Source organism: Natribacillus halophilus, from assembly GCF_900100185.1.
Lineage (GTDB): Bacteria > Bacillota > Bacilli > Bacillales > Marinococcaceae > Natribacillus > Natribacillus halophilus.
The window spans coordinates 1-20,540 of record NZ_FNEN01000021.1 but is presented as its reverse complement, the minus strand read 5'-3'; the positions used below and the strand labels follow the sequence as shown (position 1 = coordinate 20,540).

The window sequence follows — 20,540 nt, the reverse complement described above, 5'->3', positions numbered from 1 at the left end:
GCCTATGACAGGAGCCTATCCAATGTACTTCATTACGAACACTGACAGCTCGGACAATAATGCGTGCCCCGGCCTGCGACGACCGCGCGCTCAATCTCACTTCCGCACCTTTTGCAAGGATGTCCTTTACTTCCGTATACATACAGTTGTTGTTGAAAATAACCCATTTCACCGTTTCCGTTCAAATAGGAACGAATGGAGGTCCCGCCGGCTTCGATAGCGGCGCCCAACGTTTCGATCGTTTCCCGGTGAACACGTGCTACAGCCCGCCTATCGAGAGAAGCGGCCGCTATCCCCGGGAAAATGCCGGCTCTAAACAGCGCCTCATCGACGTAAATGTTACCGAGACCGGCCACCGCTGCTTGATCGAGCAAGACCGCTTTCACATTGCGGGTCGTTTTGGCAAATATACGCTGTAAATACTCGGGGGTAAATGACCCCTCCATCGGTTCCGGTCCCAGCTTGGCCAAAGGCGCGACATCATACTCCGTTCCCGCCGGAAACAGGTGCATCGTTCCGAATTTGCGCACGTCACGGTAATGAAGTTCCCGGTGATCATCAAGAAAAAAACGCACATGGGTATGTTTATCCGCTTCGCCTCCGCCAATGCTGTATTTACCTTCCATACGCAAATGAGAAACGAGGGCGTAATCATCCAGGTTAAAAATCAGAAACTTCCCCTTGCGGCTGATGTTTCTTATCGTCTGGCCGGCGAGTAAGAACCGAAATGCTTCCACATCATCCGGTTTCTTAATCATTCGCGGCCAGCTCACTTCGCTATCGACAATTTGCCTGTCCTGGACAAGCTGGACTAACGTTTTCCTGACAGTTTCCACTTCCGGCAATTCTGGCATAACATCTGCTTCCCCTTATTTTGCTTCATACCATGTTTTTCCATACTCCACATCGACGATGAGCGGCACGTCAAGCGCGATCGTCTCCGTCATCGTATCGGCAGCCAACTTTTGCATATGTTCGATTTCCGTTGGGGGTACTTCAAATATCAGTTCATCATGGACTTGCAGCAATAAACGGCTGCGCAAATCTTGATCGTACAAACGCTCTGCAACGTCGATCATCGCTTTTTTGATGATATCAGCAGCCGTTCCCTGAATCGGCGTGTTCATCGCTGTTCGTTCCGCGAAGCTGCGCAGATTAAAATTGCGGTTATTAATATCCGAGAGGTAGCGCCGACGGTTTAACAGCGTAGTGACGAACCCTTCGTCCCGAGCTTGCAGGATCGCTTCATTCATATATGCCTTCACCTTCGGATAGCTTTCAAAATAACGATCGATAAACGAGCGTGCTTCCTTCCGCGTGATGCCGAGACTTTGCGACAATCCGTAATCGCTAATCCCGTACACGATCCCAAAGTTTACTGCCTTGGCGTGACGCCGCATCGTATCGGTGATGTCATCTCTTTCGACATCGAAAACATCCATCGCGGTTTTCGTATGAATATCCTGACCTTCATGAAAGGCTGTTTTTAGCTTTTCATCGCCGGATATATGGGCGAGGACCCTGAGTTCAATTTGCGAATAATCAGCAGCCATAATAACCCAGTCGGGTTCAGAAGGCACAAAGGCCTTGCGAATTTTTCTCCCTTCTTCCAGGCGGACGGGGATATTTTGCAAGTTTGGTTCCGCCGAACTTAAACGCCCGGTTTGCGTGATGGCCTGATTGAAGCGCGTGTGGATTTTCTTCGTATCTTCATGAATGACTTTGAGCAAGCCGTCGATATAGGTGGATTTCAACTTCATAACTTGACGATAGTGCAGGAGTTTCGGGATGATCTCGTGTTCATCTGCAAGTTTTTCGAGAACGTCAGCAGCGGTGGAATACCCGGTTTTCGTTTTTTTGATCACCGGGAGTTCAAGCTTTTCGAAAAGAATCGGACCCAATTGTTTCGGCGAGTTGATATTAAACGATTCGCCGGCGAGGGAATGGATGTCTTTTTCAAGCGTGTCTAGACGTTCGTCGAGTTCCTCACCCATATCAACGAGTTGTTGTTCATCCGCGGAGATCCCCTGGAGTTCCATCTCCGCGAGCACCAACGTTAACGGCAACTCCAATGTAGAAAACAGTTCGCTTTGTTCATTCTCACCGAGTTCTAAAACGAGTCCCTCTTTTAATTTCCAGAGCGTGGCTGCCTTGCGGGCAAGATGATCATTCAACGTTGCCGTATCCGGTTTTGCAAACTTCGCGCCTTTGCCATACACACTCTCATCAGCCAGGACGGTGTGCATATCCCGGCGCTCGGCAATATCCGCCATATCATGGGCTGATAAAGAAGGATCCCACAGATAGGAGGCAATGAGGCCATCAAAAGAAACGCCCTTGATTTCGATATCTTTCCATCCGCAAGCGACGAGGACCCGTTTGGCATCAAATAAGTATTTTTCTTTTGTTTCATCAGCGAGCCAATCGCGAAACGACTCGGACGCTAATGCCTTGGCAGCGGGGACCGTGAATGAGCCATTCTTATTGGCGATGGCAACGCCCCACACTTCGGCATTGTGATAATTCTCCACTGGCACCTCCACGATGAGGGCGGCAGGCGAGACGAGCATCTCGTCTGTTATATTTTCTTCGTGTTGGAACTCAAAGTCTTCCAGGGCAGCTTCCTCTTCTTCTATATCCTCATCGGTTGTAATCTGATTCATTAAGGAGTTAAAGCCATATTCCTTGAAAAGCTGACGTACCTGTTTACTGTCATATCCGTTGTAGGCGAGCTTATCCAGCTCCAGTTCAACCGGCGCTTCGCGGTTAATCACCGCCAATTGTTTACTCATGAGTGCCTGCTCCCGGTATTCTTTGAGACGTTCGCGCATCTTTGGGCCGGACACATCATCGGCATGGTCAAGGACGTTTTCAATCGCGCCATATTCACCTAACAATTTCAGGGCTGTTTTTTCGCCGATGTTAGGCACACCGGGGATATTATCCGAAGAATCTCCGCCAAGCCCCTTCATATCGGGAATGTGCGTGGCCGGAATGCCGTATCGTTCATCGATGGCTTTCGGATCATACCATTCGACATTCGTGATTCCCTTTTTCGTGATGGCAATGTGGGTTTCATCGGTAACGAGCTGCAGCAAATCCTTGTCCCCGGTGTAAACGCGAACTTGCCAGTTTTTTTCTTCGGCACGACTGGCAAGCGTCCCGATGATATCATCGGCCTCATATAACTCGACTTGTACCGCGGCTATGGTGAATGACTGCAGCACTTCCTGAATAATCGGCAACTGCTCCGAGAGCTCCGGCGGTGTTTTCTGTCGGTCGCTTTTATAGTCTTCGAATTGTTCATGGCGAAAGGTCGTTTTGCCGGCGTCAAAAGCGATGAGCATATGCGTCGGTTGTTCTTCCTCTAAAATTTTAAGTAGCATCGTTGTAAAACCGTAGACGGCGTTCGTATAAATCCCTTTATCATTCGATAAAAGCGGCAAAGCATAAAAAGCGCGGTATGCCACGCTGTTGCCGTCTACAAGCACGAGTTTATTCATAAATCGCAAGGCTCCTTTCGGCCAACCTGTATGTCTTGTTTTTATTCTATCATAATTGTCACTCGTGAACCTAAATAACATCCCCCGGGATACAATGGGGGATGTTTATTGATAAATTCGTATAAAATCGAGCTACATACGCAGGATGGGGCGGTGGAACCTTGCCGACCGTTACTAAACATGGACATGTCGTAACGAATTTTGCAATATATCAGCCAAAACAAACGGTTTATCAGCCATTCCAATCTTTCGGAAGGCGAATCGTAAACGTTGTGCCTACGTTCGGCTCGCTTTCAGCTTCGATCGTACCGGCATGCGCCTCCAATAAATGTTTAACAATGGCGAGACCAAGGCCTGTGCCGCCCAAGTCGCGACTCCGTGCCCGGTCAACGCGATAAAAGCGTTCGAATATGCGCGGGAGGTCCTGTTCTTCAATACCTATCCCGGTATCACTGATGCGGCAAGCGACGAAGTTGTCTTCCTCATAAATATGCAGCTCCACTTCTCCATCCTCGGGGGTGTAAGCGATGGCGTTTGTCAGCAAATTCACGAGCATCTGCTTTATACGAGCCGCATCGCCGATCATTTCCGTGTTCCCCTCATTTGAAACGTTAAATGCTATCGATTTGTCACCCGCTTTTTTTCTTAATAAACGCTTTGTTTCTGCTCCGATTTCCGCAAGATCGATCGGTTGTAAATCCAATTGAAAATTGTGGGTTTCAATGCGTGACAACTCGAGCAAATCGCTCACCAAATCTTGAAGGCGATCACTTTCCTTCCAGATAATTTCCAAAAACTGTCGTTGCAAGTCATGATGATCCATCGGTTCGCTGAGTAACGTTTCCGCAAAACCTTTGAGTGAAGTGACCGGGGTCTTTAATTCATGGGAAACATTGGCGACAAAATCTTTCCGAATCTCTTCCAATCGTTTCAGACCTGTAATATCGTGAAGGACAATGACCACGCCATGTAACTGACCTTTGTCATTCATAACCGGCGTTCCGTATGCTTCATAGTGCTTTACAGTCCAACCATCGTCAAACTGCAACGGTTCGTGAGCATGCGCTTCGGTTAGAAAGACACGCTGAATGAATTGAACAAAATTGTGATCATGAATACGTTCATAGTAAAGGTCTTCCAGCCATTCATTCGTATCTGTGTGAAAAATATCATCGCACATGCGATTCGCAAGCGTTATACGCCCTCTGCCATCAATGAACAAAAGACCGCTACCCATGTTATCGATTAACGCTTCCAGGTTTTCTTGCTGGCGCTGATAGTTTGACGTTGTTTTTTGCAGATTATAGGCCAAAGTATTAATGGAACGAGTTAATTGTCCCAGTTCATCACTCGTCTCATCATGGGTCCGCGCTCGATAGTTTCCTTTCGCGAGTTCATTCGCCATGGCCGTCACATCGTCAATGGGACGAGTCAGCCTTCGCGTCACCCGATAACCTAAGACGACAATAACAAAAAGAGCAGTCAGAAAACCGACAGTAATGATCATCCACATCTGACTGGTTGCATCCTGGACAGCATCAATGGGAAGCGCGAGTCTTACGTAGCCTTCATTCGTATCACCTTCACCCATTGGGTGGGCATAATAGAGAAGGCTTGTTCCGAGGGTCTCACTCTCACGAATCGTTGCCCCCTCGGGATTCCCGGCCGATTGAACTTCTTCCCGACCCAGGTGGTTTTCCATGTCGTCGCTGTCAACGTCTGACGACTCCGCGATGACCTCCCCATTTTCAGCAAGGAATGTGATGCGTAAATCAAGCTGCATACCGATCTCTTCACTGAGTGTTTGGGGATCATCGTCGCTTTCTTCTACAAAAGAGGCGATCATTTGCGCTTCTTTTTGCAGACGATCCACCGTTTCATCTATATACAAATTGTTGATCAGTTGACCAATTAGAAAGCCTAGGGCCACAAGCGTAAGCAAAATAATGACCAACAAAGAAACCATCAAGCGGGAACGAAAGGCATTCATGGTTTATCAGGACTTTCCATTTTATAGCCAATGCCCCTTACCGTTTTAATGTAAGCGGGCTTTTTTGTTTCCGGCTCTATTTTTTCACGCAGATGACTGATGTGTACATCAACAATACGTGTATCTCCCACAAATTCATAATTCCAAACCGCGTTCAGTAATTGGTCCCGCGTCAACACCCGTCCACGGTGGTTCATTAAGTAAAGCAGCAATTCGAACTCCTTTGGCGTGAGTTCGAGTTGATCTCCATTGACGTAGGCTTCATAATAATCCGGATAAATGTCAATGTCACCGAGGGTTTTTTTCTCCTGATCTGCCCGCATGTCCGGGGATGTCGTTGCCCCCGCCTGTTCCACCCGGCGAATGATCGCCCGCACCCGCGCAATAAGTTCCCTGGGGCTGAACGGTTTCGTCATATAATCGTCAGCACCGAGTTCCAATCCTAAAACTTTATCGAATTCTTCATCTTTAGCCGTTAACATGAGAATGGGGGCGTTCACCTTCTGTTCCCGCAGATGTCGGCAAACTTCTAGTCCATCCATCCCGGGAAGCATCAAGTCGAGCACAATGAGATCGTACGCGTGCGTCATGGCCAAATCGACTGCCGCTTGCCCGTCACCAGCGCTGTCAACGGTATATCCTTCTTTTTCAAGGTTGTAGGTTAATAGTGTGATGATGGATTCTTCATCATCCACGATCAACAATTTGTAAGCCATAGCTTCGCTCCTTCGTTCGCCATCTATCTATATCTTACTATAACTACGAATTGAGATCATAACGTTCACCTTTTTCAACAAACAATACTTGCTCGGAAATATTTGTACAGTGATCGCCTATACGTTCAATCGACCGCGCAATATAGGCCAACTGTAGCAATTGCGGGGCCGTCGCTTGATCCGCACCGGCATGTTTCATCAACGTGTGAATCATTTGTTTATATTGTTGGTCTAACTGATTATCCATTGTCTCCAATTCCAACGCTTCGGTGACGTCCAATGTCCGAAAGGAATGCAATGCTTGCACAATCATGGCAAGCGCATCTTGTCCCATCTTCTCCAACGCTTCCCCTTCATTAGCAAGATCCTGGCCCTCAATGTGTGTGACAGATTTCGCCACCTCTACAGCGAGATCCCCGATCCGTTCCAAATCCACGGCGACTTTGATAAAAGCAAGCACTTGTCGTAGATCGGTGGCAACCGGTTGTTGCGTCGCGATGACGTTCACGGCCCATTCATCGACGTTCGCTTCGTTTTGATTGAGATTTTGATCGCGCTCGATGACAGAGTCCGCTAAATCCAAATCTTGCCTATTCAACGCTTGCAAAGATTGATCCACTGCGTCATACGCAAGTTTGCCCATAGTTTTGATTTCAATATTTAAACGCTCGAGTTCTGTCGTTAAAGTTTGTCTAGGCGTCATCCCTTATCCCCCCTATCCGAACTTTCCTGTAATATAGTCTTCCGTTTGCTTCTCTGTAGGATTGGAAAACAACTGGCTCGTTTTGTTCGTTTCGATTAATTCACCCATGTATAGAAAAGCCGTTGTATCAGATACCCGCGCCGCTTGTTCCATCTGATGGGTCACCAGGATCACGCTGTATTGGCCTTCCAGTTTCCTGATCAATTCCTCAATCCCCAGTGTGGAGATAGGATCAAGGGCAGACGTTGGTTCATCCATCAGCAACACATCCGGCTTGGTGGCAAGCGCCCGTGCGATACACAGCCTCTGTTGCTGACCGCCGGAGAGGCCGAGGGCAGAATCTTCAAGACGATCTTTGACTTCATCCCATAAATACGCCTCGATCAATGTTTGCTCGACAATCTCTTGCAACTCCCGTTTCTTTTTAACCCCATGGATACGCGGACCATAGGCTACATTTTCGAAAATGCTCTTGGGAAAAGGGTTGGGTTGTTGAAAAACCATGCCAATTTGTTTTCGCAAGTCAATCGCGTCGATTTTATCATTGAGAATATTCTTTCCGGAAAATGTAATGGACCCGCTTAATTTCACATCGTCAGACATGGAACGAACCAGGAGGTTGAGTGTTTTTAAAAAGGTCGACTTCCCGCACCCGGACGGCCCAATGAGCGCGGTCACCTCCCCTTCGATAATATCCCAGTCAATGCCGTGAATGACCTGGTTTTTTCCGTAAGCAATTTTCAGGTTTTCCGTTTTAAAAATGGCCTCAGTCAATAGTTCTCCCTCCGTTAACCAAAACGTCCCGATATATAGTCTTCACTGCGCTTTTCTTTCGGGTTTGAAAAAAATTGCTCAGTGTCCGTATGCTCAACGACTTCCCCTTGATAGAAAAAGGCAGTCGAATCGGCCACTCGTGCTGCCTGTTGGAGATTATGGGTGACGAGGATTATCGTGTAGTGGTCCTTTAAGTGTAAAAGCAGGTCTTCGATTTTCGCCGTTGCGATCGGATCCAGGGCAGACGCCGGTTCGTCGAGCAACAAAACTTCCGGGTGGATACATAACGCCCGCGCGATGCACAGACGTTGCTGCTGGCCGCCGGAAAGGGAATAGGCGGATGTATCGAGCCGATCTCGAACTTCATCCCAAAGCCCCACTCGTCTAAGGTTCGTTTCTACTTGTTCAGTCAGCTTCCGTTTAGATCTTATTCCGTGCTCTTTTAATGGCTGCGTGATGTTTTTCGCGATTGATTTTGGGAACGGATTGGGATTTTGAAAGACCATGCCGATTTCTTTTCTAAGCGCGACCGTGTCGATATTGTCAGTCAACAAATTGATATCATCGTATTGAATGAGGCCTTCGGCACGAAAACCCGGAACATCATCATTCATCCGGTTAATCGAACGCAAAAACGTTGATTTCCCACAACCCGATGGTCCGATTAACGCTGTTATTTCGTGTTTTTTTATCGATAAATCTATATCATTAATGGCTTGCTTAGCTCCGTAAAAAATATTGAGTCCTTGAACGTCGAACGCCGTTTCTATCGTTTCAGGCAAAGCTACTGTAACCAAACCAATCTCTCCTTATTTTGAGGTTAATTTTCGATGAATCCATGAACCAAGCAGGCGGGCACTAATGTTGAAAATCAGGTTCGCGGTGACAAGCACGGCTGCCCCACCGTCAGCGACGTCACGGATGTCCGGAATAATGCCCTCGCTATTCACTTTCCAGACATGCACGGAAAGGGTTTCCGCGGGACGCATAATATTTAAGGGCGACGTCTCCGCGAACGGATTCCAATTGCCAAAATCAAGGTTCGGCGTTGTCATCCCTGCGCTATACAGCAAAGCGGCCGCTTCGCCGAACACAAGACCACAGGATAATATAATGCCGGTCAGAATCGATGGAAAAGCGCTCGGCAATAAGACGGTCGTTATGGTGCGCCAATGCGTGTATCCAAGCGCCAGTCCCGCTTCCTTTTGTTGCGGCGACACGGAACGGATAGCATTTTCACACGTTCTGATCATAATCGGCATATTAAAAATGGTAAGCGTCAATGCCCCCGACAACACGGAATATCCAATGTCGAACGTGTTGACGAAAACGAGCAACCCGAACATGCCAAGGACAATGGAAGGCAAAGAAGCAAGTGTCTCAATACAAACACGTATGATTGCTGTCAATTTATTGTCTTCGGCATATTCCGCCATATAAATCCCGCCGGCAAGACCGAGCGGTATCGTGAAAATCATCGTCCATAAAAGAATATAAAAGGAATTAAATAATTGATCCTGAATGCCGCCCCCTGCTCTGAAATTGCTCGATTTACTCGTGAGAAAATCCCAACTGACTTGTTGAATGCCAAGATAAAGCACATAGCTGAGCAAAGCAGCAAGGACAAGGACAATCACAGCCGCAAAAAGTGTAAAGATGAGTGTCGCCAATTTGTCGGTGAGTTTTCGATTCATCAAATCTTCCTCCTGGCACCCAAAAAACGCACGGCCATAACCAACAAGTAAGATATCGCAAGGAGGATCAGTCCTAATGTCCACAGGACATTGTTTTCTGCACTTCCAAACGTTGTATGCCCCATATTGAGTGTAATAATCGTTGTCATCGTTGCCGTCGGATCAAGGAGCGATCCGGGAAGAAGCTCAGTGTTACCAATGACCATTTGAATGGCAAGTGCTTCACCGATCGCACGCGCCATACCGAGAATGACCGCTGTTAAAAGTCCGGGGATTGCCGCCGGCAGCAAAACACGACGGATCGTTTGCCAACGTGTGGCCCCCAACGCATACGAGGAACTCCTAAGGCCATTGGGCAAACGATTAAGCGCATCTGCCGATAAAGTTGTGACCGTTGGCAATATCATGACGGAGACAACTACAATGCCGGCCATCAAACTGTAGCCGCTCCCTCCGACTTGTTCCCTAATGAACGGAACGAGAACGGTTAAACCGATATAACCGTAAATAACGGAAGGAATGCCGACAAGGATTTCTATCACAGGCTGAAGCACTTTCTTCCCCCAGGAAGGGGCGATTTCCGTCATAAAAATAGCCGCTCCAATCCCAAGGGGAGCAACAATGACCGCTGACGCTAACGTCACCGCCAATGAACCGAAGATGAATATGAGTGCGCCATAGGTCGGGTTGTCACCGCTCGGATTCCAGTTTGTTGACGTAAAAAACTCCAGTGGATTTATGTCGCTCATATAGAATGATTGCAGTCCCCGCTGTGCCAGAAATACTGTCACAGCGAGGGTGGCAACTACGGTTAGAAAAGCAGCGGTATAAACAACAATTTTTCCGTTTCGTTCCGGATTTTTCAAAGATAATTTTCTGGACTTGCGAACGAGCCGTTCACTCGCTCTCAGATTCGTCTCCATAACCGTTATCACCTGTTCCCTATTCTACCGGTGTCTCTTCACCTTCTGCATCACGTTCCACTTCCATTTGCGTCACGGGAATATACCCTTGTTCCGGAACCAAGGTGTCCTGAATCTCATCCGACATCATAAAATCCAGAAAATCTTGCGCTAAACCTTCAGTTTCCCCGTTTGTATAAGAGTGTTGATAAGCCCAAATCGGGAAGTCGCCTGTTTGCACATTTTCCGGTGTAGGTTCAACACCATCCACACTCATGGACGAGATGCTGTCATCAAAATAAGAGAATGCCAGGTATCCGATGGCGCCCGGTGTTTCCGAAACAATCTGTCTTACGGTATTTGAAGAGTCTTCCGTAATCCCTTCAGCCGGCTCTTCACCTTCAAGGGCAAAATCAACAAACGTTGCACGTGTCCCGGAGGAGTCAGGGCGATTTACGAGTGTAATCTCCTGATCTTCACCACCGAGTTCAGACCAATTGGTGATTTCTCCTCTCCATACATCGATCAATTCATCTTGGCTTAAATCTTCTACCCCGGCATCAGGATGCACGACAGGCCCCATACCGACAACCGCTACGCGATGGTCAACGAGCTCGTCTGCATTGATCTCATCTTCTTCCTCAGCAAACAAGTCAGAATTGCCAATGTCCACTTGTCCTTCCGACACTTGACTTAACCCTGCACCCGAACCTCCGGCTTGCACGTCAATGCTGGCATCCGGATTTTCTTCCTGATAAACTTCTGCCACAGCACCGACCAACGGCTGCATCGCGCTGGAACCGGCAATTGTAAGTGAATCCGAGTCACCGCCGGTTGCCTCGGCATCTTCATCATTCGTACTATCGACTTCTCCGGAAGCTTCTTCACCATTGCCTCCGCCACAAGCCGCTAAAACGGTCAGCATTACAACGCCCACTAACATCATGAATGCGTGCTTTTTCATCTCCATCTCCCCTTTTATGTCTTCTTTGTTGTACAATTTCACTATAATTGATGAATGTTGAGGAGATATGGACGCTATGTAAAGATTGTGTAAAGATAGCATAAAAAAAGCAGAAACGAGTGATTTCCCCGCTTCTGCGCGCTTTCTACTATAATAGGGTGGCTTCCAGTCAATGTTTTCATCCCACACTTCAACAGGAATCAGAATAGGGCCTACAATTCTCTTAGCATGGTCTTAACCCTTTCTTCCTCTCCGCTGCCATCCGTACGCAGACGCAGAAGCGGGATGTTGGCTTTATCTAGAATACGCTCTTTTAATCGATCTCTTTTCTTAGTTTCACCGTCATAATCATGATGACTGCCGTCCACTTCAATTGCAGCAACAGGATCTTTCCCTACTTTATAAAAAATAAGCAAATCAATGTGAGCAGCTTGGTCCACATATTCCTGTTCACGGTTTGTTAACGACAGTTTATTGTGCAATTTCTGATTCGCTTAAAAAGGTTCGGAATGTTTTACCGGAAGAAAAGTGGACAATTACCATAGTTTTTCCGTTCTGTACACTCATCTCCCAGTCCCGAAAGCTTGGTAATGATGATTTCTCTTCCCCCTTTTGTAATAAACGAAAAGAATCAGTCATGTCTGTTTCTCCTCCTTGGCAGCCAATAGTTAATCAATAAGGTTTTTCCATTATAATCCATATTATGATAATTATCGCTTAAAGGAGAAAGAACCTTCAATCGCTAGGATCGTTTATGAGTTTAGGGCTGTGACAGAAGTTGAAAAATTAAACTGATTTTCATGCGATCTATTTTAGGAAGGGTTCGCGAGTTATGACGACGTATAATCCCCACCGTTAATGTGAATCGCCTGCCCGGTCATATAAGAAGACTCGTCAGCAGCGAGCATCACATAAGGCCAGGCATGTTCCGATGGTTGGCCCGGTCGGTTGATCAAGCCGCCTTGACCGAAATTTTCTACGCCGGCTTCATCAAACGAAGATGGGATCAGCGGTGTCCACACCGGTCCGGGCGCCACTGAATTCGCGCGAATCCCTTTATCGGCAAGGCTTTGAGCAATGCTACGGATAAATGAAGTTACGGCCCCTTTAGTTGCCGAATAATCCATAAAAATCGGATTTCCGCGGTAAGCGTTAATGGAGGAAGTGGCAATAATGGAGTCACCTGCCTGCATGTGACGAACCGCGGCTTTTGTTAAATAAAACTGGGAAAAGAAGTTCACCCGAAAGACGTCTTCAAACTGTTCACTGGAAATATCAAGCACATCATCGCGGACATATTGAATCGCCGCGTTGTTTACAAGAATATTAAGCTTCCCGAACTCGGCAACCGTCTTCTCAACAAGGTCCTGACAATGGGATTCTTCCTTAATGTCTCCGGGTAGAAGTAAACATTTGCGCCCTTCTGCCTCGACCATTTTTTGCGTTTCTTCTGCATCGCCATGTTCATCCAAATAGGAAATCGCCACATCGGCCCCTTCTTTTGCATAAAGAATAGCCACCGCGCGTCCGATCCCGCTGTCACCGCCGGTAATCAGCGAAGCCTTACCTGTTAATTTGCCCGTTCCTTTATAATCCGTAGGTTGAGCCGGTTTTGGCTGCATCTCTGATTCAATGCCCGGTTGCTTATCCTGGCGTTGACGGGGCGTACTTCCGACTTGCATGTCTCTCGGATCGATAGAACAGACCTCCCTCATTAATTTTAGCGTATTATGTTTGTACCACTACATGGGAAGGTTGAAACTTCACTTCCGGTTTTTATTCCCTTTTTTGGCATCAGACTTCACATCCATGTCTGAACCGAATTCAGTCTGCAAATGTTTCGATGATGTATCATTCGAAGTTGAATCCTCGTCAGTCAAAACGATTTTCTCCATGTAAATGTGGAAAAATGCTTCAAATACCGCAATCGTCGCCGCAGTGAGCAATGCCAGCCAAAAAAGACCCCAATTCGGAAATAACGCATTGCCCAGCGCCCAGATCCCTAACCACGCGATCACCACATCAGCGATTGTCGCCGCTGTATTGCCAAAGTTGGATAATACATACAGATCACCAACGAGATATGATACACCGGTTAAAACAACACTGATCAACAAAATATTTGCAAAAGAAACATCGCCAAATAGACCGAAAATAAACCACAACACGAAGGTCATCATCAGGAATTTAATAATCACTGCCCCAACATGTTTCATATCCATCAGCCCCTTTCTCATCCACCCATTATCCTGTCCTGTTTTTGTCTGTTTAACCACAAACGGACAGATGGATTGATCAGGGTAATGTCTACTTCCAAAGGTCATGGCGCGACGTCGTTACTGCTCGTGCCCCGGCCTCGATGGCTTGTCTTACGTCTCTTTCGATTTCAATCAGCCCGCCTGCAACAATGTCAATGCCTGTTTCCTCGTGCACTTTCCGTATGTAGGACGGGATGATGCCCGGCAGCAACTCGATCACATCCGGTTCTACGCTCCGGGCCAGTTGATAACTCGTGTGAAGGGCGATCGTGTCGAGCAGAAACATCCGTTGGATCGCCAAGACGCTATTCTTTTTGGCGGTTCTAAGCATATCAGCCCGGGTAGAAATAATGCCCGCGGGTTTAATGGTCTGGGAGAGAAATTCCGCCGCGTGTCGATCGCTTTTCAGTCCCTGCACAAGATCCGCATGAAGAATCATCTTTTTATTCGCTTCCCGTGCCGCTTTTCTCATTCTCGCCAGTTGGGAGATGTGAACTTCCAGGACGACAAAATAGGCTTCCTCTCGCTTTAGTACACGTTCAAAATCCTTCATCTCTTTCACAGCTGGAATGATTTTCTGTCCATTAAACACACCCATCACCTTTCAAACGTCATGATTTTCCACATATTATTGAGTTCCCTCATACGTCTTTCTTTTTCATGCGTTGTCCACTGAAGCTTCACGGCCATCGCTTCGACAACCGCATCTTTATTTTTCCGCGCCGTATCGATATCAAACAAGAGAAATGACGTGCGACGAAGCAGAAAATCAACCGGTGTTAACGTCATTTCATGTTCTAAAGCATAACGTAACGACGCCCAAACAGCCTTCGGAAGTTGAAACGTTTCGGCTTCGTCATCTTCAAGATACATGAATACTTGCGAGACGTTGGACCCATAACGTTCCACCAACTCCCTGGCCGTTTTCTCATCTAAACCAAGTTTTATGCCGGCGTTAACGAGCGTTTCGTTAAAAGAAACAAGTTCCTGCGATCCGCCGACATCACCGCCGGAGAGGACAAGGTTTTTCGTTTGGCAAGCCGGGTAGGATGCCCCTGTTTCTTTTTCCAACTCCTCGGCGACCATGGAGACAATGGAGTCGGCCATTTTGCGGTAGCCGGTTAATTTTCCGCCGGCGATAGTCATGAGGCCACTTTTCGAATGAAAAACTTCGTCTTTACGGGAAATATCCGATGGGTCCTTTCCTTCTTCATGAATAAGCGGCCTCAAGCCCGACCAACTCGATTCCACATCATCTGTAGCGATATGATAACCCGGAAACATGGCATTGGTCGCTTTAATAATATACGCGACATCATCATCCGTCACGCCCGGTTCACGTTCATCCCCATCATAATCCGTTTCCGTTGTTCCCACGTAGACTTTCTCACCCCGCGGTATCGCAAACATCATCCGTCCGTCCTTAAAGGGTGTGTCAAAATAAATCGCCTGTTGCAAAGGCAAGCGCTTTTTGGAAAAGACGAGGTGAACACCTTTCGATAAATGAATCGTTTTTCCGGTTTTTGAACGATCCTGCTCCCGCAGGTGATCAACCCAGGGACCGGTGGCATTAACAATTTTCCGCGCGTAAATTTTGATCGCTTTATCGGTGATTACGTCCCGGGCAACAACGCCAATCACTTTGTCATTATCATAAATAAACGATTCCGCCTGTACATAGTTGGCAAGATGCGCGCCCTTTTCAGCCGCTGTTTTCGCGACTTCCAGCGTTAAGCGGGCATCGTCGGTGCGATATTCCACGTACATGCCAGCCCCGCGCAAATGTTTATCCGCTAATATCGGTTCTTGTTGCCTCGCGTCTTTCACGTTCATCATCGTACGACGTTCCGCTTTTTTAACCCCGGCGAGTCGATCGTAGATCGATAACCCCATCGACGTCGTAAACGAGCCAAATGTTCCTCCCTTATAAAATGGCAGCATCATACGAAGCGGCGTTGTCACGTGCGGCGCATTCTCATAAACGATCGAACGCTCTTTTCCAACTTCCGCCACCATTTTAAATTCTAAATTCTTCAGGTACCTGAGACCGCCATGAATAAGCTTCGTGGAACGACTCGAGGTTCCCGCTGCAAAATCCTGCATTTCAATCAGACCTGTTTCCATCCCGCGCGTTTGCGAATCAAGTGCGATTCCCACGCCTGTGATGCCTCCGCCGATGATCAATACATCAAGGTTCGTCTCACTCATATGCTCAATGGCCACATCCCTTGTTTGGGCAGAAAAAGTCAATTCAATCCCTCCATTTGCATTTAAAACGTAAAAAAGATCACAGGCCTCTCAAAATGGACGTATCCCCATCCTCTTGATTGCTGTGATCTTCTCATTGACTCCGATCAGTGGTTATTAACTTACTTCTATCATATCAAAATCATGTTTAAGGTTAAAGTAAAGCGATGCGGATGATTTGTGGATGATACTCCAGGAATGGGAATAGGGAATGGTTATTTATTTTCTGCCTGCTCAATGATCACCTGTGCGTGCTCCAAAGTTTCCGCGGAGAGAAGTTGCTTTAGCAAGTCATCAAGCGATTCTAAATGATCGATAGAGCGAATTTTCTCTTGTTCTGCATCGGTAGACGACTCGAACTTTTCTTCCAAAACCGTACAAATGGCATCTTGTTTTCCTTTTTCAAGCCCTCTTCGTTCATAAGACGTCATCAGTTCCATCACTTTCGCCTCCTCCTCGGGTTAATTGCAAGTGATTTTATTTGATATAGATACTTATTACTCATGCATTAATAAAGACCGTGATCGACCCACTCGCGATATCATCTTTGCTGTTCCAATCACCAACCTCTAAACCGGCTAAGTAAGCGGCCCCAAGCGTTTTCACTAGCAGTCGGTCGTTTCACCGGTGAGGCGAGGAGGGCACTCTGGAATTGCATGAGGAAATTGTTTCGGCAGCAACCGTCCGCTCGTAATTTTGTACAAGCTTGCTTTTTTCTCCCGATGTGCTCATTGTCGATACGCCTCCACTACCTGAATGACACGTTCTATGGCGTCAACTGCCGCTTTATGATCCTGTGAAAAGTTGATACGGAAGGTATCACTAAACTGTGGACCGAATTCTGTCCCAGGGGTTACCGTAACACCGGCCTGAAAGCGAAGCACCTTCACGAATTCATTTATCGATACACCTAATTCGGGAATACTTGGGAACAGATAGCTGCCTGCGTCAGTAGCTCTTACTTTAAACTCTTTTGCAGCGCGCAATTTTGCGACGAGATCATCCCGGATTGCCTGGTGCTGGGCAACTCGTTCGGTCATCCAACCGTTCGGTTCCGAAAACCAAGATTTCAAGACAGCTTGGCTATATCCACCGGCACGTAGAGAGACGATGGCTTGCAGTTTTTCCATGCGGTCAATAATTTTGGCTGATCCGAATCCTACACCCAGCCTATATCCGCTGAGTGACTCTGTCTTCGATGGTGCCATAATCGTAATTACATTTTCGGAATCTATAATATCCTGTGCACATAGATGTGTATAGATCCGTCCCTCAAAGATAAGACGAAAGTACAGTTGATCAACGATAACCGTTGCCCCGTACTGCTTTGCAAGTTCTGCAATTGTACGAATTTCCTCCCGTGAATAAATAACGCCTGTAGGGTTATTTGGATTCGAAAACAAAAAGAGTTTCACACCAGATTTAAAAGCATCCTCCAGCTGAGTTAAATCCAAACCAGCGGAAGTGTCTGTCCCTAAATAATCCATCTGTATAGGTACGATTTCTCCATCAAAAAAATCAACCAGTTTTCGGTTGGCAAAATAGTCCGGCTCCACGATAGCAACCTTGTCGCCCCTGGAAACAGTAGATCCCATAGCAAGAAATAGTGCCCCCTGTGTTCCTGGCGTAATGATAAAATTCGGTCAACGTCAATTGTTGTACCCGTAAAATAAGAAAGCTTTTCAACTACATCTTTCCTGATATCTTTATTTCCACGATACTGAGTGTAGGCCTGCTTATCACCTCGATTGACTCCTTCAACAAAGACATCTTTCGATCCAGGAATTGGCTCGAAAGCATCTACATCACCGTGAGAAAAATCAACCGGCGTTCCAGAAAATTTCTCATATTTTAGTTTAAGCTCATCTGTATTCTGTCGAACTTCTTGTCCAGGTGCATATTCAGCACCAAGTTTTAAAAACTTTTTTCTATTGCATCCATGATAAGTCACCCATTCTTGTTTTTTAAAAAAGAACTAACACTACCATATGAAACGTCAACCAGATACCAGGAATTTTCTCACATTGCAGTTTAAAAACTAAACGGTTCATCGTTTTGATTCGTTGGGGGACCCCCACAAATTTGAGATTCTCGTGATCAGTAAAATGATTAAACCAATATTTTTCATCCTTGAAGGACTGATCCTGAGGAACAAGGGGCAGTGTATTATGATGATTACTACCCCTCTGTACTATCTAATTCTCCGGCTTAAACACCATCGTCGCTTCCACGGCTTTTTTCCAACCATTGTAGAGTTTCCGTCGCTCGGATGTTTCCATTGCCGGCTCGAACGATCGATCCACTTTCCATTTCTTCGCGATGTCTTCTTTGCTGTTCCAGACACCGACTGCTAACCCGGCCAAATAAGCAGCCCCTAAAGCTGTTGTTTCACTGGCAGTTGGCCGTTCCACCGGTGCAGCGAGGAGATCACTCTGGAATTGCATGAGAAAATTGTTTTCGGCGGCCCCTCCGTCGGCACGCAATTTTGTCGAGGGGATACCTGCGTCTTTTTCCATCGCCGCCATAACATCTTTCGTTTGATAGGCCAGGGATTCAAGCGTTGCCCGCACGAGATGCGCTTTTTCCGTTCCTCTCGTGATCCCGAACATTGCCCCGCGCGCAGCGCTATCCCAGTAAGGCGTACCCAATCCGACGAAAGCAGGTACGAAATAAACACCTTCAGACGAGGTTACTCGCGTGGCAAGATCCTCGCTATCCGGCGATTGGTCGATCATATTTATGCCATCTCGAAGCCATTGCACCGCAGATCCTGCCACGAAAATACTGCCTTCCAACGCGTATTCGACTTTGCCATCGAGCCCCCAGGCAATCGTCGTTAACAACCCATTTTCGGAGGTGACCGCTTCTTCGCCGGTATTCATCAAAATAAAACAACCCGTGCCGTACGTGTTTTTCACCATGCCTTTTTCAAAACACGCCTGCCCGAATAAAGCCGCGTGCTGATCACCGGCTACACCCGCTATGGGCACTTTTTCGCCAAAGAAATGATACTCGACCGTTTCCGCGTAGATTTCGGAAGAAGATTTCACTTCCGGAAGCATCTGTTTAGGGACATCTAAAATATCTAGCAGCTCTTCATCCCATTTTAAATCATGAATATTGAACATCAGCGTACGTCCCGCATTCGTATAATCCGTCACATGAGCCGTCCCACCGCTCAATTTCCAGATCAACCACGTATCTATCGTTCCGAATAACAAGTCCCCGTTCTCAGCTTTTTCCCGCGCGCCATCGACATTATCCAAGATCCATTTCACTTTTGTTCCGGAAAAATAAGGGTCGAGCAAAAGGCCGGTTTTCTGTCGAAACGTTTCATTAAGTCCATCCTCTTTTAGCTGATTTACGATCGGTTCCGTTTGACGGGACTGCCATACAAGAGCATGATAAATCGGCCGACCTGTATGTTTATCCCAGATCACCGTTGTCTCCCGTTGATTCGTAATCCCGATACCGGCAATATCTGCAGGTTCAATCTCAACTTCCGTAAAAAGACCGGCGATCACCGATAGCACCGAGCCCCAAATTTCATTCGCGTCATGTTCGACCCAACTGGGGTGTGGAAAGTGTTGGGTAAATTCTCTTTGTACCGTATGAACCGGTTGTCCTTCTCCATCAAACAAAATCGCCCGTGTACTCGTTGTTCCTTGATCAATCGCCAGGATGTGATTGTTTGCCATGATTAAAACCTCCTTCATTTTTTATCCTAACAGCAATACATACAGCGCTGCACCAAGAACAGCACCAACGACCGGGCCGAACACGGGAATCCACGCGTACTCCCAGTTAGACGGACCTTTGCCGTAGATCGGCAAAACAAAATGAGCAAGCCGTGGTCCGAAATCACGAGCCGGGTTAATGGCATATCCTGTTGTTCCGCCGAGTGATAACCCAATCGCGACGATTAAGAGACCAGTCGAAATCGGCTCCAATCCATCTGTAAATGTATGTGCCCCCATACCAAGGAGCCCAAACAACAACATACCCGTACCAATCACTTCACTCACAAAGTTGGAAGGATAATGTTTAATCGCCGGATCTGTCGCGAATGTGCCTAATTTCGCCCCTGGGTCATCTGTCGCTTTCCAATGGGGAAGGTAGTGAAAATAGATGATGACCGCGCCGATAAAGGCGCCGAAGACTTGACCGATAATGTAAAAAGGCACTTGCGACCACGGAAAATCTCCAATTGCCGCAAATCCAAGCGTAACAGCAGGGTTAATGTGACCGTCACTCACAGTTCCGGAAACAAATACACCGAGAGAAACACCAAGCCCCCACCCGATGGATATTCCGATCCAGCCCATCCCTTCGGATTTGGTGTGCTTCAAAACGTTGCCGCCCACAACCCCGGCACCAAAAATAACCAGTGTCATTGTACCGAGAAGCTCCGCTAACATTTCGTACATATCGCTTATCCCCTCCCACTCGAGTTCAACAGTCGCTAGGCAAACAAAATCCCGCAGATGGGCATAGGAATGCCGGTTTGCAGGATTTTTGGACATAGGTGGCGTGTAACTATGTTTTAGCCCGAATGTCGAAAACTTTGGGAGGGGTCTCAACCCCTAGTATGCGTAGGGTTTGACGTTGTTCATGAGTGAGTTCTGTGCGCTGCTGAAAGTCTCCTTTTTTAGAAGAATAATGGCCGAGATGCATCTGCTCCATCGTTTTCCGGATGGTTCGCCACGTTTGTTTGGTTTCGACTTCCGCGACTCGAATCAATAAGAGTGCTAACCAATTGATTAGGATATGAGATTGAATCCGTTCCTCT

Annotated in this window: 20 protein-coding genes and 2 pseudogenes; all 22 read right to left on the bottom strand. The window is 47.1% G+C overall.

Features of this window, described 5'->3' with window-relative positions; genetic code table 11:
* Nucleotides 1-32 precede the first annotated feature (32 nt).
* Nucleotides 33-854 (bottom strand): DNA-formamidopyrimidine glycosylase, encoded by an 822-nt coding sequence (mutM, locus tag BLS58_RS15360; protein WP_090399781.1) that lies wholly within the window; start codon nt 852-854, stop codon nt 33-35.
* Nucleotides 855-869: 15 nt separating this feature from the next.
* Nucleotides 870-3,503 (bottom strand): DNA polymerase I, encoded by a 2,634-nt coding sequence (gene polA, locus BLS58_RS15355; RefSeq protein WP_090399779.1) that lies wholly within the window; start codon nt 3,501-3,503, stop codon nt 870-872.
* A 232-nt stretch (nt 3,504-3,735) separates the two neighbouring features.
* On the bottom strand, nt 3,736-5,493 hold the full coding sequence (gene pnpS, locus BLS58_RS15350) for a two-component system histidine kinase PnpS (RefSeq protein WP_090399778.1): 1,758 nt from the start codon (nt 5,491-5,493) through the stop codon (nt 3,736-3,738).
* Entirely contained in the window at nt 5,490-6,209 is a 720-nt protein-coding gene (locus BLS58_RS15345; RefSeq protein ID WP_090399775.1) for a response regulator transcription factor, read from the bottom strand. Before BLS58_RS15345 ends, pnpS begins: the two co-directional genes overlap by 4 nt.
* A gap of 43 nt (nt 6,210-6,252) precedes the next feature.
* The gene (gene phoU, locus BLS58_RS15340; protein ID WP_090399773.1) at nt 6,253-6,912 is read right to left on the bottom strand and encodes a phosphate signaling complex protein PhoU; all 660 of its coding nucleotides are present in this window, start codon (nt 6,910-6,912) and stop codon (nt 6,253-6,255) included.
* A 12-nt stretch (nt 6,913-6,924) separates the two neighbouring features.
* Complete coding sequence (gene pstB / locus BLS58_RS15335) at nt 6,925-7,686, bottom strand: phosphate ABC transporter ATP-binding protein PstB (protein ID WP_090399771.1); 762 nt, start codon at nt 7,684-7,686, stop codon at nt 6,925-6,927.
* A 14-nt stretch (nt 7,687-7,700) separates the two neighbouring features.
* Nucleotides 7,701-8,489 carry a phosphate ABC transporter ATP-binding protein PstB gene (gene pstB / locus BLS58_RS15330; RefSeq protein ID WP_090399769.1) on the bottom strand — a complete coding sequence of 263 codons (789 nt, stop codon included), beginning with the start codon at nt 8,487-8,489 and terminating at the stop codon, nt 7,701-7,703.
* A gap of 6 nt (nt 8,490-8,495) precedes the next feature.
* Nucleotides 8,496-9,380: a phosphate ABC transporter permease PstA gene (gene pstA / locus BLS58_RS15325; protein WP_090399767.1), complete on the bottom strand. Its 885-nt coding sequence runs from the start codon at nt 9,378-9,380 to the stop codon at nt 8,496-8,498.
* Entirely contained in the window at nt 9,380-10,303 is a 924-nt protein-coding gene (gene pstC, locus BLS58_RS15320; RefSeq protein ID WP_090399766.1) for a phosphate ABC transporter permease subunit PstC, read from the bottom strand. Before pstC ends, pstA begins: the two co-directional genes overlap by 1 nt.
* 19 nt (nt 10,304-10,322) lie before the next feature.
* On the bottom strand, nt 10,323-11,246 hold the full coding sequence (locus BLS58_RS15315) for a phosphate ABC transporter substrate-binding protein PstS family protein (RefSeq protein WP_090399764.1): 924 nt from the start codon (nt 11,244-11,246) through the stop codon (nt 10,323-10,325).
* Between the two features lie 212 nt (nt 11,247-11,458).
* Nucleotides 11,459-11,728, bottom strand: a complete 270-nt coding sequence (locus tag BLS58_RS15310) for a DUF2726 domain-containing protein (RefSeq protein WP_090399762.1) — start codon at nt 11,726-11,728, stop codon at nt 11,459-11,461.
* Nucleotides 11,718-11,885 carry a hypothetical protein gene (locus tag BLS58_RS17695; protein WP_176764798.1) on the bottom strand — a complete coding sequence of 56 codons (168 nt, stop codon included), beginning with the start codon at nt 11,883-11,885 and terminating at the stop codon, nt 11,718-11,720. Before BLS58_RS17695 ends, BLS58_RS15310 begins: the two co-directional genes overlap by 11 nt.
* A 191-nt stretch (nt 11,886-12,076) precedes the next feature.
* A complete protein-coding gene (locus BLS58_RS15305; protein ID WP_425433701.1) occupies nt 12,077-12,943 on the bottom strand; it encodes an SDR family oxidoreductase in 867 nt (288 codons plus the stop codon).
* A 66-nt stretch (nt 12,944-13,009) separates the two neighbouring features.
* Nucleotides 13,010-13,462, bottom strand: coding sequence for a YndM family protein (locus BLS58_RS15300; protein WP_176764796.1), 453 nt, complete (start codon nt 13,460-13,462; stop codon nt 13,010-13,012).
* A 91-nt stretch (nt 13,463-13,553) separates the two neighbouring features.
* Nucleotides 13,554-14,096, bottom strand: coding sequence for a glycerol-3-phosphate responsive antiterminator (locus BLS58_RS15295; RefSeq protein ID WP_425433700.1), 543 nt, complete (start codon nt 14,094-14,096; stop codon nt 13,554-13,556).
* Between the two features lie 5 nt (nt 14,097-14,101).
* Nucleotides 14,102-15,712, bottom strand: coding sequence for a glycerol-3-phosphate dehydrogenase/oxidase (locus BLS58_RS15290; protein ID WP_176764805.1), 1,611 nt, complete (start codon nt 15,710-15,712; stop codon nt 14,102-14,104).
* A gap of 254 nt (nt 15,713-15,966) precedes the next feature.
* Nucleotides 15,967-16,194, bottom strand: coding sequence for a hypothetical protein (locus BLS58_RS15285; protein ID WP_143018936.1), 228 nt, complete (start codon nt 16,192-16,194; stop codon nt 15,967-15,969).
* 88 nt (nt 16,195-16,282) lie between these two features.
* Nucleotides 16,283-16,445: pseudogene (locus BLS58_RS18090) on the bottom strand (glycerol kinase); the annotation flags it as partial.
* Nucleotides 16,446-16,479: 34 nt separating this feature from the next.
* Complete coding sequence (locus BLS58_RS15280) at nt 16,480-17,346, bottom strand: pyridoxal phosphate-dependent aminotransferase (RefSeq protein ID WP_245723206.1); 867 nt, start codon at nt 17,344-17,346, stop codon at nt 16,480-16,482.
* A 600-nt stretch (nt 17,347-17,946) separates the two neighbouring features.
* On the bottom strand, nt 17,947-19,449 hold the full coding sequence (gene glpK / locus BLS58_RS15275; RefSeq protein ID WP_090399750.1) for a glycerol kinase GlpK: 1,503 nt from the start codon (nt 19,447-19,449) through the stop codon (nt 17,947-17,949).
* 21 nt (nt 19,450-19,470) lie between these two features.
* On the bottom strand, nt 19,471-20,178 hold the full coding sequence (locus BLS58_RS15270; RefSeq protein WP_090399748.1) for an MIP/aquaporin family protein: 708 nt from the start codon (nt 20,176-20,178) through the stop codon (nt 19,471-19,473).
* Between the two features lie 109 nt (nt 20,179-20,287).
* Nucleotides 20,288-20,540: pseudogene (locus BLS58_RS17870) on the bottom strand (IS1634 family transposase); the annotation flags it as partial.